Here is a 12,140-nt window from a genome sequence, read left to right as displayed (position 1 = left end):
GCACCCCCCGCGGGGGGTGCCGCCCTCGGGCGTTCGGGTCGGCTCACAAGCCGGTGGTGCCGATCCCGAAGGCGAACGGGTCCATCTCCTCGACGGTGCGCAGGAGCGTCTCGAACGTCGGCGGCGGCGTCTGCTCTATCGGTGTGGCCCCTTCGATCATGATCGTCACCGTTGTCCTCCGCATGGCGTGCCGTGCACTGGGCGTGAGCCCCGTTCCAGGCTAGCGGCGCGGGGTGGTCGCGCCCGGGTGCCGAGACGGATCACCGCCGGGCGGGCGGCTTTGGTTGACTTGAGGTATGAGCGATCTCTTCGTCAAGATCTGCGGACTCAGGGCCGTGCAGGACGTCGACGCCGCCGTGGCGGCCGGGGCCGATGCCGTCGGGTTCGTGTTCGCGCCCGGCAGTCCGCGTACGGTCGATGCCGCCACGGCGCGGGCGCTCGTCGCGGCGGTGCCCGACGGGGTGCTGACCGTCGGGGTGTTCCGGAGGCAGTCGGTCGACGAGGTGCGCCGGTTCGCCGAGGAGAGCGGCGTACGAGGTGTGCAGCTGCACGGCGAAGAGGGGCCCGGGGACTTCGCGGCGCTGCGCGCCGAGGGGCGGACCCTGCTGCGGGCCACCGCCGAGCACGTCGAGCGCTGCGGAGAGTACGGCGAGGACCTGCTGCTGCTCGACGCCCCCGACCCGGGCTCCGGCAAGCCGTGGAACTGGGGCGCGGCGGACTTCACCGCGCCCGAGGGGCGTTGGCTGCTCGCGGGCGGGCTGAACCCGGGCACCGTGCGGCGGGCGGTCGAGGTGACCGGAGCCTGGGGTGTGGACGTGTCCAGCGGGGTGGAGCGGGAGCGCGGCGTGAAGTCTCCGGAGCTGATCCGCGCCTTCATCCGAGCGGCGCGCGGCTAGGTCGGGACCCGGTCCGGGCGGCGGTCCGGGCGACGGTCCGGGCGACGGTCCGGGCCGCGTAATCCCCCGTTCCGCCCGGCCGTTAGTCTGCGACCGGGGGGATCATGGACACACGACCGGCACCGGCACTCTTACCGCGGGTTCAGCCCAAGCGGCTCTTCACGTGGCTCTTCCAGGTCACGTGGCTCGGCGTCACCGCCGTCCTCGCCGCGGTGACGCTGCTGTACTGCGTGCTCTTCTGGAAGCTGTGGTTCGCCGACACGCCCGGCTACGTGTGCAGCGGGCAGGACTGTCCCCGCGGCATGGGCTGGCTGGCGGTCCTCATCCCGCTGCTCGGGACCGCCGCGGGGCTGCTGTGGGCCGGCATCAAGGGCGCGCCGCTCGTCCGCCGTTCCTCCTTCGCCCAGGCCTTGGCCATCACTCTGGCGCTGGTCGCACTGTGGCCCGGCTGGAGCGCCTACACGTGGATGCGCGGCCCGCAGATGGACCTCTTCGGCCGGCAGAGCGCGGTCCCGCCCGCGGCGCAGCCGATCGGCGTCTGGGCGCCGGACCGGGGCGCCGTGCTGGTACGGGCGCGGCCCGACGGCCTCGTCGCGTACAACGGGGAGGGGCGCAAGGGCTGGCGGCTGCCCGCCTCTCAGCAGACTCCCGTCTGCGCGCTGAGCCGGACCACGCCGTCGGACGTCGGTCTCGTCGCGTACGAGGAGGGCGGGCGGTGCGGAGCGCGGATCGAGGCCGTGGACCTGGAGCAGGGCCGCAGCCTGTGGGACCGGGACCTCAAGCCGTCCCGTGCGCACACGGTCGTCGCGGCCGCGGGCACGACCGCGGTGGTGGCGGAGGAGGGCGCCCTCGTCGGCCTCGACCTGCGCGGCGGCGAGGAGCGCTGGCGTGTCCCGGTCCCGGCCGAGTGCGAGGTCCAGGCCGTCGACGGGGCCGGGGACCGGGCCCTGTTCGTGGAGCAGTGCAGTGGTGCGATGACGACGGCCCGGATCTCGGCCGTCGACACGCGGACGGGCGCCGGCGCCTGGCAGACCCCGCTTCCGACGGCGAGCCGTCTGCGCGAGGTCCGGGTGCTGTCTGCCCGGCCGCTCGCCCTTCACGTCACAGAGACGGCCGAGCGCGGCACCGACGCGGTGCTGCTGTTCGACGACGAGGGCCGCCCGCGCGGCGTCGTCCTCGCCTCCAGCCGGACGGAGGACCTGCTGACCGAGCCGTCCCCGGTGGTGGCGGGAGACCTGCTGGTCACACCGGTGAAGGACGGGAAGAAGAACGGGGTGTCCGCGTACTCCCTCACCGACGGCCGCCGTGTCTGGCACGCCGGTTTCGGGGACGCGAAGGTCCGCGCACTGGCGCGGACGCGCACGGACGAGGTCGCCGTGGTGACCTCGGACCACCCGCGGACCTACCTCACCCGTCTCGGCCTGGACCGCGGCAGGCAGCGGCAGGAGTCCACGATCCTGCGCGACCTGCCGCTGGGCAGACGGTTCGCGTTCTTTCCGGGCCCGCCCGGCAGCTATGTCTTCATCAACCTGGACCGCAGCGACACCCTTCCGCCGACCTTCGACGTCAACCCCGTCTTCGGCTGGTGACGCAGCCTCCCGGCAGGCCGAACCCGCCTCAGGAGAACTCGGACCCGGCGCTTTCGCCGTCCTCCTCGATGCCCTCGACGCCCGGCATCGCACGCAGGGCCGTGACCTGGGCGGGGGAGAGGCGGGCGCTGAAGCCGTGCAGGGCGGTGTCGAAGACGTGGACCGGGGTGGCCCCCACCATGTCGGCCACCGCGACCGGGTCGAGGTCCTTGTGCAAGGTGACGATGTACGTGCCGTCCTCGTCAGCGAGGGCCACGAGGGCGGTGTGGGTGGTGTGGGTGGTGTGGGCCACGGGTTCGGGTACGGCGGCGGTGGCCGTGGACACGGGCAGGGCGGCGACGGCGGCCAGCAGGGCGACGGCCACGGGCAGGGCTCGGCTCAGACGGGTGCGCATGGCAGGAGGCCATCACGCGCGCCGGGGCCGGTCAACGATGTCCGCGGGTGTGGCGGGGGCACGGGAAGCGCACCGGCCGTGCGCCCCCTGATGTGGGGGCGGGCCATACGGGTGATCTTGCCGTGGTGAGCCGGGCGGTGAGGCCCGGGGCGCGGCCGTGACGCAGAGCGGGGTGACCCTTTCTGCAGCTTGTGTGACATGCCGTGTTGATGCTGACGCCGTCCGATCGCCCAAGCGGGGAGAGCGGTTCAAGCCGCGCCGAAGTGGCCACCGATGCAAGAGGGGCCGCCCCCGCAGAGGCACTTGACGCCACGGGGGCGGCTCACCCATGCCGACCTTCCACCCCCCCCGTCAGGGAGTTCCTTTCATGCGCCTGCTCGCACGTGTGGCCGCCGCCGCCCTCCTCACGGTCACCCCGGTCGCGGCCGCTTCGGCGTCCGCCGCGGCCCCGGAGCCGACCCCGACCCCCGCCACTGCCCCTGCCCCGCTGTTCACCTCCTCCAACCCGGTGCCCGGCAGGTACATCGTGACCCTGGAGAAGGGGCAGGACGCGGTGAAGGTCGCACAGAAGCTGAAGCTGAAGCCGTCGTTCGTCTACACGTCGGCGATGAGCGGCTTCGCGGTACCGCTGACCTCGCTGGAGCTGACGCTCGTCCGCAACAGTCCGGGTGTGAAGTCGGTCGAGGAGGACGCCTCGGTCCAGGCCCTGCCGATGCCGGCCACCGGGGGGATGCGGGCGCCGTCGAACTCGTGGGGCCTGGACCGGATCGACCAGGAGAGGCTGCCGCTCGACAACGACTTCACCGTCCAGGGCAACGGCGCCGGGGTCACCGCCTACATCCTGGACACCGGCATCGACTACGCGCACACCGAGTTCGGCGGGCCCGACGCCACACGTGCCACCTTCGGCTTCGACGCCGTCGACGACGGCCGCAACGGGCAGGACTGCCAGGGCCACGGCACGCACGTCGCGGGCACGGTCGCCGGCAAGACGTACGGGGTCGCGCGCAAGGCGAACCTGGTCAGCGTCCGCGTCCTCGGCTGTGACGGCAAGGGCACGTGGTCGGGGATCATCGCGGGCATGGACTGGGTGGCGAAGAACGCCAAGCAGCCGGCGGTGCTGAACGCCTCCCTGGGCGGAGACCGGTCGGACGCCGTGAACAACGCCGCGAACGCGGTCGCCGACGCGGGTGTACTGCCGGTCGTCGCGGCGGGCAACTCCTCGGTCGACGCCTGCAACGTCTCGCCGGCGTCGGCCGCCCGCGTGCTGACGATCGCGGCGAGCAACCAGTGGGACGAGGAGACGTCCTTCTCCAACTTCGGTGCGTGCGTCTCCCTCTACGGCCCCGGGCAGGCCATCATCTCCGCCAAGCTCGGCGGCGGCAGCGTGGCCCTGGACGGCACGTCCATGGCCGCGCCGCACGTCGCCGGTGTCGCCGCCCTCTACAAGCAGGCCCACCCGAGCGCAGCGCCCGCCGAGATCGTGCAGTTCCTCGACGACAAGTCCACGAAGGACGTGTTGACCAGCGTCAGCAAGGGCACCCCCAACCAACTGCTGAACAACGGCGGTCTCTGACCGTCAGAGGGCCGCGGTGAAGGTGGCCCAGGCCCGTGCGTGGAACACCACGTGCGGGCCGTCGGGCTGCTTGGAGTCCCGTACGGGGACGAGGCCGGGGTGGCCGTCGGCGACTTCGAGGCAGTCGCCGCCGCTGCCGCCGCTGTGGGTGGACTTGCGCCAGGTGGCCATCTCCAGGCAGTCGCCGCCGGTGCCGTCGCTATAGCTGGACTTGTGCCAGATGGCCGCAGACAAATCGTACTCACGCATGCTGGTCATGCTCGTAATCCTCCGCCGCGGACTCGATCATGGCCAGCGATTGGGCTGGTGATAGTGCGCTGGCCGTGAGGAGATCGTAGGTCAGCGAGTGGCGGGCAACACTGGCCGGATCGTCTAGCAGTACACCTATTGCGTTTCCCTGGACGTAGGCCAGTGGAGGGGCGTTCTCGAAGGTCATCAGCTTCAGGGTGCCTCCCATGGATGCATGTGCTCCTGCGCTGAACGGCAGTACCTGCATGAAGATCCGGCGTGTACGGAGCAGGGCCGCGATGTGCCGCAAGGCCTCGGCCATCGCCTTTCTGCTGCCGACGACCCGTCGAAGCACGGTCTCGTCAAGCACGCACCACAACAGGGGGGTTGTTGGATTTTCCAGCAGCTTGGCGCGGTCCAGCCGGTTCGCGACTAGCTCGGCGATGACTTCGTCTGTAGCCGTCGGCTGGTACGCGATGAAGACTTCTCGGGCGTACGCCTCCGTCTGGAGCATCCCGGGCAACGCCAGAGGTGCGTACTCGCGGATCGTCTTTGCTTCGGCTTCTGCTTCGGCCGCCTCAGCGAAGTGGTTCGGGTACTTGGACTTGGCCAAGGCCCCGCAGTTGCGGGCGAAGAAACCGTTCGTGTCGAGGATTTCGTCTATCTGGCGCGCGAATTCGATGTGCATGCGACGCGTGCCCGCTTCGAGCTGGCCGATGAACGAGCCGCTGACGAAAAGGGGCTCACCCAACTCCGCCTGGCTCTTGCCCGCGCGCTCGCGGGCCACGCGCAGTTCGGCGCCGAGCAGGGCGCGGGGTGAGGAAGAGGGGTCGAGGTTCTTACCTGCCATGGCGACTCCCGGGCCAACAGGTGGGGTTGTTCTCGGTGCTTCCTTGAAAGGCTAGCCAGCCCGTCGCCACGCTGTGTGCTGAACGTGAACACGCAGAGTAGAAAGGTGACATGTGATGGTGATGACGGCGAAGGAGCGCATCCTGGCGGCCGAGGAGGCCGTGCGGCAGCTCAAGGACGCGCTCACCGGAGTGGGGGTGGTCTTCCCCTCGCTCGACGTGGACGGGGTTTCCGCCGCCGGTACCTACGGCCTCCCCCTCGTGGACCTGGGTCGCTGCAATCTGGACACCGCGCTCCGGCTGGCCGCCGTACTGCACGAGAGGGCACACCCGTGAGCGAGGCGATCGACGCCGCGGAGTTCGCGTTCGAGCTCGGCTGGAAGCTGCGCGGCCTGGAGACGGCGCTGGCACCGCGCGGGGTCTTCGGGCCGACGGCGGGGAGTCCGCAGCAGCCGCCTCCGCGCCCGGGGTGGCAGCGGTTCACGCTGGTGCACTGTCCGGTGGAGGGGTATCCGGGGTTCGACGATCCGGGCTACGAGGGGCTCCGGGCGAGCCCGCCGCACGGGTGCGCGGTCGAGGACTTCGGCGGGTGTCTGGGGCTGCGGTGCGAGCGGCCGGGGGAGCGGCTGCTGGACGCGGTCGCCGACTTGTGCGCCGAGATCCGGACCGGGCACGGGCTGCTCATGACCGGACTCGGCATCGAGAAGCTGTGGGAGTGGTCCGCGGACGGTACGGACGGCTGGGGAGCCGAGATCGTGGGGCAGTTGCTGCTGATGGCGGCCGAGCGCGGCCCGAAGCTCGGCTACGGCGTGGATGATCTCGTCCGCTTCCTGCGGGAGGCCGCCGGAACAGCCGACGCCGGAGCGTAGCGGGCCGCTCCGTCCCCTCGGGCCTGGGGTCCTTCGCTACGGCGCTGACTGCGACGGGATCGCCAAGGTCATAGTGCAGTCGGTGGAGTGGGTGGTGGAAGAGGGGTCTGTCCCCTGGCCATGGGGGCCGGTGTGCGGAGACGTCATGGGGTGGCGTCGGTGCGCAGTCGCGCGTGGAGGTGTTCGTCGTGCCAGCCGTCGGAGTGGAGGAGGGCGCCGCGCATGGTGCCCTCCAGGGGGAAGCCGGCCCTGCGGGCGACGGCGCAGGAGGCCGGGTTCGCCACGGAGTGGGTGATGCGCACGCGGTGCAGGCCGAGGTGCTCGAACGCCCAGCGGGTGACGCGCTCCGTGGCCTTCGCGGTGACGCCGCTGCCGCGGCCGGCGGGCAGCAGCCAGTACAGGATCTCGCCGCTGCCGCCGCGCAGATCGAGGTCGGCCAGGCCGATCAGGCCGACGGCGGGGGCGCCGGAGGCGAGGGCGATCGCCCAGATCCCGGCCTCCTCGTCCTGCCAGCGGGCGTGCCAGCGGGCGATGCGGTCCTCGGCTTCGGCCAGGGTGAGGAGGTCGGGCCGGTTCCAGTGCCGGATGTCCGGGTCGTGGCAGGACTCGACGAGCGCGGGGGCGTCGTGCGGGGCCGCCCAGGGGCGCAGCAGCATTCCGCCGTCCAGGGTGAACTCCGGCTGGGGGAGCGAGCGCATGCGGCCGGCCGGGACCACGGGGGGTATGGCGTTGTTCATGGAGGCATCCTGCCGGGCGCGTTGTTCGGTGCGGGTGAACGGTCGGGGCTCCGCCCCGGACCCCGCGCCTCAAACGCCGGCGGGACCGGAACGTACGGGGGGACCGGAACGGGCGGCGCTGGACGGGGCGGCGGGGCTGGATTCGGCCTCGCGGAAACGCAGGCGGAGGTACTGCGCGTTGGGGGAGTCGGAGGCGAATTCCTGGCGGCCCAGGTGCTCCGGGGCCTGTGGGCCCCAGAGCCAGACCTTGTCGCAGCCGTAGCAGAACGCCACCTCGAAGAGGGGCGGAGCGGCCGGGTCCCCGTAGGCGCGGATGCCCCAGCCGGGGGCGAACGCGCAGAGTGTCATCTGAGCCGTGGGCAGTTTCCTGATCAGAGCCAGCGTGGCGGCTGCTTCGGGGCCCTCCCAGCGGCCCACCACGTCGCCGGTCATCGGGTCGCCCCACTGGTCCGGGCCGGCGCATACGCGTACGACATCGATCCGGGTCGTGGCGGCGACGGCGGCGGCGGGGAGTCTCATGCGCACAGCATCGTGCAGGATGCCCCCGGCTTGCGAGGGATCACGCCGGGGCCGCCGGGGCCACTGCGCGGAAGCGGCCGAGGAGGGTGCGGGACTCGGGGCTTGCGCGTCGAAGAACTGCGCTGCGAGGTGGCGCGGGACGGCCGGAACGTGACGGCGGCACGGTGAGGCGTACGACCTCGATCAGCGCGGTTCCGGCGACGGCTTCGGCGGGGAGCTGCACCGGGACGGTTTCACCGCCGGGCGACGGAAGGGGCCACCTGCGCCGCTTGACGCGCCCCCTTCACTCCCGGCGGGGGCGGCTGGGGCGACGGAGGCGGCGGAGCGGTTTCAGGGTGAGGCCCGTGACTCCTGCGGCGCAGGCACCCGCCGCGCATACCGCCGCAGCGGTCGTGGCCCCCTGCGCGTCTGCGAGGGCGCCGAGTGCGTTGTTGCCCACGACCAGCGCCAGACTCTGCACGAGCACCAGCAACGCCTGCAGCCTGGCCAGGTGTGTGCCCGGGGTGTGGGTCAGCACCAGCGGGCCGATATGGCAGGCGAACATCCCGGAACCCGCACCGACGACGACCCCGCCGGCCACCGCCGCGGCCGGCGTCCCCGCCATCGTCACCGCGGTGATTCCCAGCGCCGCACCGCACAGCCCCCACGCCGCACCCCTGCCGATCCGGCGCATGGTGCCCCACCGCGCGGTCACCAGCGCCACGGCGATCACCCCGAGGCTCTGACCGCCGGCGACCAGACCGGCCACCCCGGCACTCCAGCCGTGCTCGCGTGCCAGGAGCGGGTTCAGCAGGGACACCACCGGCAGGAGGAAGCACGCGGCGGCGGCCGTCAGCAGCAGCGCGGGCCGCAGGACCGGATCCGCCACGGCGATCCGTACCCCGTCGGCCGCTTCCGGCAGGAGGCCTTCCTCGCGAGGGGAGCGTTCGACGTCGTAGGCGGGGCGGACGCAGACGAGGACGACGAGGACGATCGCGAAGGTGGCGGCGTCGGCGAACGCGGCGCCGGTCAGGCCGGCGGTCGCGACGAGTACGGCGCCCAGGGGAGCCCCGAGCAGCGAGGCGATCTGGCCACCGGCCTGTTGCACGGCCAAGGCCCGGGGGAGCTGTTCCTTCCCGACCAGACGGCGGGGCATGGACCCGGTGGCCGGCAGGTAGAACGCGTCGACCGTGCCGATGACGGCGGCGACCGCGAGGAGAAGCCAGGGAGATGTTCCCAGGCGCCAGCTCGCGAGGGCCAGTACGAGCGTGGCCGTGAGCATGACGGCGTCCCCGATGACCGTGATCCGGCGGGCGCCGAAGCGGTCGCCGACGGCACCGCCCAGCAACAGCAGCGCGGTGCGCGGAAGGGTGATGGCGGTCAGGACGAGAGCGCCCGTCCCGCCGCCGTGGGCACTGGCCGCCCAGCCCAGCGCGAAGTAGAGGACGGCGTCACCGAGGAGCGAGGCACGGGTGCCGACGAGCCAGACGAGATAGGTGCGGGGAAGGGCCGGGCGTGCCGAGCGGGGCCGGGCGGTGTCGGGGGAGGCCATGGCCGCTGACGCTAAAGCCCTCGAGCAGGTCGAGGGCAAGCGCCGTACGCGCCCGTTGCGGGATCTGGGCGAGGGCGAAGTGCGACGTCCGCCTCGGCGGGGAGCCGGATCCGCCTGCCCACGACCACCTGCCCACGACCAGCTGCCGCGCGGGCGTCAGGCCAGGGCCGGTTCCTTGGTGGGATCGGTGGGCTCGATGGGCTCGGTGGGCGGGGTGGCCGGGTCCGGGCCGGTGTCGAGGTCGGTCAGCATGCGGGCGGTGAAGCCGAAGAAGTACGTGGCGGCGAAGCCCACCAGGTAGGCGACCGTGAGACCGCCCGCGTAGATGGCGATCGTCACGCCCGGGCTCGACCTGCCGTCCAGGAGGGGGAACAGGGCCCAGCCGGACGGGCCGATGGCGGTGGAGCCGAAGGCGACGCCCAGCTGGTTGAAGAGGCCTACGAAGGCGCCGCCGGCCGCTCCGCCGATGCAGGCGGTGACGAACGGGCGGCCGAGGGGGAGGGATACGCCGTAGATCAGGGGTTCGCCGACGCCCAGGAAGCCCGCCGGGAGCGCCGACTTGATGGTGGTGCGGAGCGAGCGGTTGTGCGGGAGCCGGTAGTAGACGGCGATGGCCGCACCGACCTGGCCCGCGCCCGCCATGGCGAGGATGGGCAGCAGGACGGTGTAGCCGGAATGCTCGATGAGCGTGGTGTGGATGGGGATCAGGGCCTGGTGCAGGCCCAGCATGACGAGCGGGAGGAAGAGGCCGCCGAGGACCAGGCCGGCGAAGGCGCCGCCGGTGGAGAGCAGCCAGTCCGCGAAGGTGCCGATGGCGGCCGAGGCCTCGCCGGCGAGGAACATCAGGCCGAAGAGGGTGACCAGGCCCGAGATCAGGACGGTGAGGGTGGGGGTGACCAGGACGTCCAGGGCCTCGGGGACCCACCTGCGGCACCACTTCTCGACGTACACGGCGAGCAGGGCTGCGGCGAGCGCGCCGAGGACACCGCCCTGGCCGGGCCTGAGTTCCTGGCCGAAGGCGGTGATCTTCGCGACGCCCGGGAAGACGATGATCGCGGCGACCGCGCCGCCCAGGATCGGGGTACCGCCGAACTCCTTTGCGGTGTTGTAGCCGACGAACACGGCGATCAGCGACATGAAGCCGGCCGCGATCGCGGCGAGGGCCGGGACGACGGAGGGCACCCAGCCCAGGTTCGTCAGGAGGCCGTTCAGGCCCGCGATGATGCCGCAGCCGATCAGCGCCGGGATGAGGGGGACGAAGATGTTCGCGATCCGGCGCAGCAGCAGTTTGAAGGGCGTGGCGTTCCGGGCCTTCTGAGCCTCCTTCAGTGCCGCGCCCTGAGCCCGCAGTTCCTCCGCGGTGATGGTGCGGGGGGTGGGGGAGGGAGCGGGCGTGGGGGAGGGCGTGGGCGTCGGAGTGGGGGTCGGCGTGGGGCCGGCCGAGCGGCCCTCCTCGACCAGAGCCTCGAACTCGGGGGTCACGCGGGCGACGGTGCCCGGCCCCAGAACGATCTGGTACGTGTCGTCCTCGACCACGCCCAGGACCGCCGGGAGGGCCCGGAGGGCCTCGTCCTGGACGAGCGAGCGGTCGCGCAGCGAGATGCGCAGGCGGGTCATGCAGTGCGCGATCGAGGTGATGTTGTCCGGGCCGCCGACCAGAGGAAGGATCGCGGCGGCGGTGGCGCGGTTCTTGTCCGTGGACATGGTGGGGTCGCCTTGCCGTAGTGGGGGAGGGGGCAGGGACAGGGGGCAGGGGGAGCGGGAGGGCGAGGGAGGGGTCAGCGGGGCGGGGCGGGGGCGTTGGCGAGGGCCGTGCGGAGGTGGCCGCGTGAGGCGGCGAGCAGCTCGGCGGCCTCGGGCCCGCCGACCCCGGCGAGGACGACGAGGATGGCGTTCTTGACCTCGCCGTCGGTGGCCGTCAGAGCGGCCTCGATCTCGTCGTCGGGCGCGCCGGTGGCCAGCGCCACGATGCGGCGGGCGCGGGCGCGCAGCTTCTCGTTGGAGGAGCGCATGTCGACCATGAGGTTTCCGTAGGTCTTGCCCAGCCGGATCATGGTGATGGTCGAGATGAGATTGAGGACGAGCTTCTGCGCGGTGCCGGCCTTCAGACGGGTGGACCCGGTGAGGAACTCGGGTCCGACGACGATCTCGATGCCGTGGTCGGCGGCCGCGGCGAGCGCGGAGCCGGCGTTGCAGGAGAGTCCGACGGTGAGCGCGCCGCGCGTGCGGGCGAACTCGACCGCGCCGATCGCGTACGGGGTGCGGCCGGAGGCGGAGATGCCGATGACCGTGTCGTCCGGCCCGGTCCGCAGCGCGGCGAGGTCCTCGGCGGCCAGCTCCTTCGAGTCCTCGGCGCCCTCGACGGCCTTGACCATCGCGGTGGGGCCGCCGGCGATCAGGCCGATGACGTCGGCGGGGTCGGTGTTGAAGGTGGGCGGGCACTCGCTGGCGTCCAGGACGCCCATCCGGCCGGCGGTGCCGGCGCCCGCGTAGATCAGCCGGCCGCCGCGGGCCATCCGCTCGGCGATCGCGTCGATCGCGGCGGCGATCAGCGGTAGCCGGCCGGCGACGGCGGCCGGGACGGTGGCGTCCTCGGCGTTCATGGTGCGGGCGATGTCGAGGGTGGTCAGGCGGTCGATCTCGGCGAGTTCGGGGCGGAAGGCCTCTGTGGTGAGCGTGGCGAGTTGGGCGCGGAGTTCTTCGTACGCGGTCATCGGGCTCCCTGGGGGCGGCTGTGCGGGTGGCCGTGCGGTGACAGATCGGGGCTCCGCCCCGCCCCGGACCCCGTGCCTCAGCGCCGGCGGGGCTGGACGGGGCGGGGGGGTTGGAGGTCGCGGTGCGGGTGGGTGAGGGGCCGGGGCTCCGCCCCGGCCCCGGGGCTCACAACCCCGCGGGGCGAGATTGGGGGGGGGGGGCCGGGGGGGGGGGCGCAAAGGGGTTTTTCATAGCCGGC

General features: G+C 72.6%; 14 protein-coding genes. 5 read left to right on the top strand and 9 right to left on the bottom strand.

The annotated features are described in order from the left end of the window. Positions 1–43: 43 nt before the first annotated feature. Positions 44–169, bottom strand: a complete 126-nt coding sequence (locus ACWGIF_RS35805) for a hypothetical protein (protein ID WP_453503798.1) — start codon at positions 167–169, stop codon at positions 44–46. Positions 170–296: 127 nt separating this feature from the next. Between ACWGIF_RS35805 and ACWGIF_RS35800 the strand changes: the two genes are divergently transcribed. Both ACWGIF_RS35800 and ACWGIF_RS35795 read left to right on the top strand, forming a co-directional pair. After that, positions 297–896 (top strand): phosphoribosylanthranilate isomerase, encoded by a 600-nt coding sequence (locus ACWGIF_RS35800; RefSeq protein WP_453503797.1) that lies wholly within the window; start codon positions 297–299, stop codon positions 894–896. A gap of 104 nt (positions 897–1,000) precedes the next feature. Beyond that, positions 1,001–2,485 carry an outer membrane protein assembly factor BamB family protein gene (locus tag ACWGIF_RS35795; protein ID WP_453503795.1) on the top strand — a complete coding sequence of 495 codons (1,485 nt, stop codon included), beginning with the start codon at positions 1,001–1,003 and terminating at the stop codon, positions 2,483–2,485. Between the two features lie 28 nt (positions 2,486–2,513). On the opposite strand, the gene ACWGIF_RS35790 is transcribed toward ACWGIF_RS35795, so the two are convergent. Further along, complete coding sequence (locus tag ACWGIF_RS35790; protein ID WP_453503794.1) at positions 2,514–2,879, bottom strand: protease inhibitor I9 family protein; 366 nt, start codon at positions 2,877–2,879, stop codon at positions 2,514–2,516. A gap of 367 nt (positions 2,880–3,246) precedes the next feature. On the opposite strand from ACWGIF_RS35790, the gene ACWGIF_RS35785 reads away from it, so the two are divergent. After that, a complete protein-coding gene (locus ACWGIF_RS35785) occupies positions 3,247–4,455 on the top strand; it encodes a S8 family peptidase (RefSeq protein ID WP_453503793.1) in 1,209 nt (402 codons plus the stop codon). Positions 4,456–4,458: 3 nt separating this feature from the next. Here ACWGIF_RS35785 and ACWGIF_RS35780 read toward each other — a convergent pair whose 3' ends face one another. Further along, positions 4,459–4,713 carry a DUF397 domain-containing protein gene (locus ACWGIF_RS35780; RefSeq protein WP_453503791.1) on the bottom strand — a complete coding sequence of 85 codons (255 nt, stop codon included), beginning with the start codon at positions 4,711–4,713 and terminating at the stop codon, positions 4,459–4,461. Beyond that, positions 4,697–5,533: a helix-turn-helix domain-containing protein gene (locus ACWGIF_RS35775; protein ID WP_453503789.1), complete on the bottom strand. Its 837-nt coding sequence runs from the start codon at positions 5,531–5,533 to the stop codon at positions 4,697–4,699. Before ACWGIF_RS35775 ends, ACWGIF_RS35780 begins: the two co-directional genes overlap by 17 nt. A gap of 115 nt (positions 5,534–5,648) precedes the next feature. On the opposite strand from ACWGIF_RS35775, the gene ACWGIF_RS35770 reads away from it, so the two are divergent. Continuing rightward, positions 5,649–5,867: a hypothetical protein gene (locus ACWGIF_RS35770; RefSeq protein WP_453503787.1), complete on the top strand. Its 219-nt coding sequence runs from the start codon at positions 5,649–5,651 to the stop codon at positions 5,865–5,867. Then, entirely contained in the window at positions 5,864–6,400 is a 537-nt protein-coding gene (locus ACWGIF_RS35765; RefSeq protein ID WP_453503786.1) for a hypothetical protein, read from the top strand. Before ACWGIF_RS35770 ends, ACWGIF_RS35765 begins: the two co-directional genes overlap by 4 nt. 143 nt (positions 6,401–6,543) lie before the next feature. On the opposite strand, the gene ACWGIF_RS35760 is transcribed toward ACWGIF_RS35765, so the two are convergent. The 5 genes from ACWGIF_RS35760 to murQ all read right to left on the bottom strand — a co-directional run bounded on the left by ACWGIF_RS35760 (position 6,544) and on the right by murQ (position 11,901). Then, entirely contained in the window at positions 6,544–7,137 is a 594-nt protein-coding gene (locus tag ACWGIF_RS35760; protein WP_453503784.1) for a GNAT family N-acetyltransferase, read from the bottom strand. Positions 7,138–7,206: 69 nt separating this feature from the next. Continuing rightward, a complete protein-coding gene (locus ACWGIF_RS35755) occupies positions 7,207–7,656 on the bottom strand; it encodes a hypothetical protein (RefSeq protein ID WP_453503783.1) in 450 nt (149 codons plus the stop codon). A gap of 283 nt (positions 7,657–7,939) precedes the next feature. Beyond that, entirely contained in the window at positions 7,940–9,187 is a 1,248-nt protein-coding gene (locus ACWGIF_RS35750) for an MFS transporter (protein WP_453503781.1), read from the bottom strand. A gap of 156 nt (positions 9,188–9,343) precedes the next feature. Next, positions 9,344–10,891 carry a PTS transporter subunit EIIC gene (locus ACWGIF_RS35745; RefSeq protein ID WP_453503779.1) on the bottom strand — a complete coding sequence of 516 codons (1,548 nt, stop codon included), beginning with the start codon at positions 10,889–10,891 and terminating at the stop codon, positions 9,344–9,346. A 74-nt stretch (positions 10,892–10,965) separates the two neighbouring features. Beyond that, the gene (murQ, locus tag ACWGIF_RS35740) at positions 10,966–11,901 is read right to left on the bottom strand and encodes an N-acetylmuramic acid 6-phosphate etherase (RefSeq protein ID WP_453503778.1); all 936 of its coding nucleotides are present in this window, start codon (positions 11,899–11,901) and stop codon (positions 10,966–10,968) included. Positions 11,902–12,140: the final 239 nt, after the last annotated feature.

The organism is Streptomyces sp. NPDC054849, assembly GCF_053610945.1.
This window is presented reverse-complemented; position numbering and strand designations above follow the sequence as displayed.

Coding starts and splice junctions, on each gene's coding strand:
- ACWGIF_RS35800 (WP_453503797.1), top strand. CDS start 297: ATGAGCGATCTCTTCGTCAAGATCTGCGGACTCAGGGCCGTGCAGGAC.
- ACWGIF_RS35795 (WP_453503795.1), top strand. CDS start 1,001: ATGGACACACGACCGGCACCGGCACTCTTACCGCGGGTTCAGCCCAAG.
- ACWGIF_RS35790 (WP_453503794.1), bottom strand. CDS start 2,879: ATGCGCACCCGTCTGAGCCGAGCCCTGCCCGTGGCCGTCGCCCTGCTG.
- ACWGIF_RS35785 (WP_453503793.1), top strand. CDS start 3,247: ATGCGCCTGCTCGCACGTGTGGCCGCCGCCGCCCTCCTCACGGTCACC.
- ACWGIF_RS35780 (WP_453503791.1), bottom strand. CDS start 4,713: ATGACCAGCATGCGTGAGTACGATTTGTCTGCGGCCATCTGGCACAAG.
- ACWGIF_RS35775 (WP_453503789.1), bottom strand. CDS start 5,533: ATGGCAGGTAAGAACCTCGACCCCTCTTCCTCACCCCGCGCCCTGCTC.
- ACWGIF_RS35770 (WP_453503787.1), top strand. CDS start 5,649: ATGGTGATGACGGCGAAGGAGCGCATCCTGGCGGCCGAGGAGGCCGTG.
- ACWGIF_RS35760 (WP_453503784.1), bottom strand. CDS start 7,137: ATGAACAACGCCATACCCCCCGTGGTCCCGGCCGGCCGCATGCGCTCG.
- ACWGIF_RS35755 (WP_453503783.1), bottom strand. CDS start 7,656: ATGAGACTCCCCGCCGCCGCCGTCGCCGCCACGACCCGGATCGATGTC.
- ACWGIF_RS35750 (WP_453503781.1), bottom strand. CDS start 9,187: ATGGCCTCCCCCGACACCGCCCGGCCCCGCTCGGCACGCCCGGCCCTT.
- ACWGIF_RS35745 (WP_453503779.1), bottom strand. CDS start 10,891: ATGTCCACGGACAAGAACCGCGCCACCGCCGCCGCGATCCTTCCTCTG.
- murQ (WP_453503778.1), bottom strand. CDS start 11,901: ATGACCGCGTACGAAGAACTCCGCGCCCAACTCGCCACGCTCACCACA.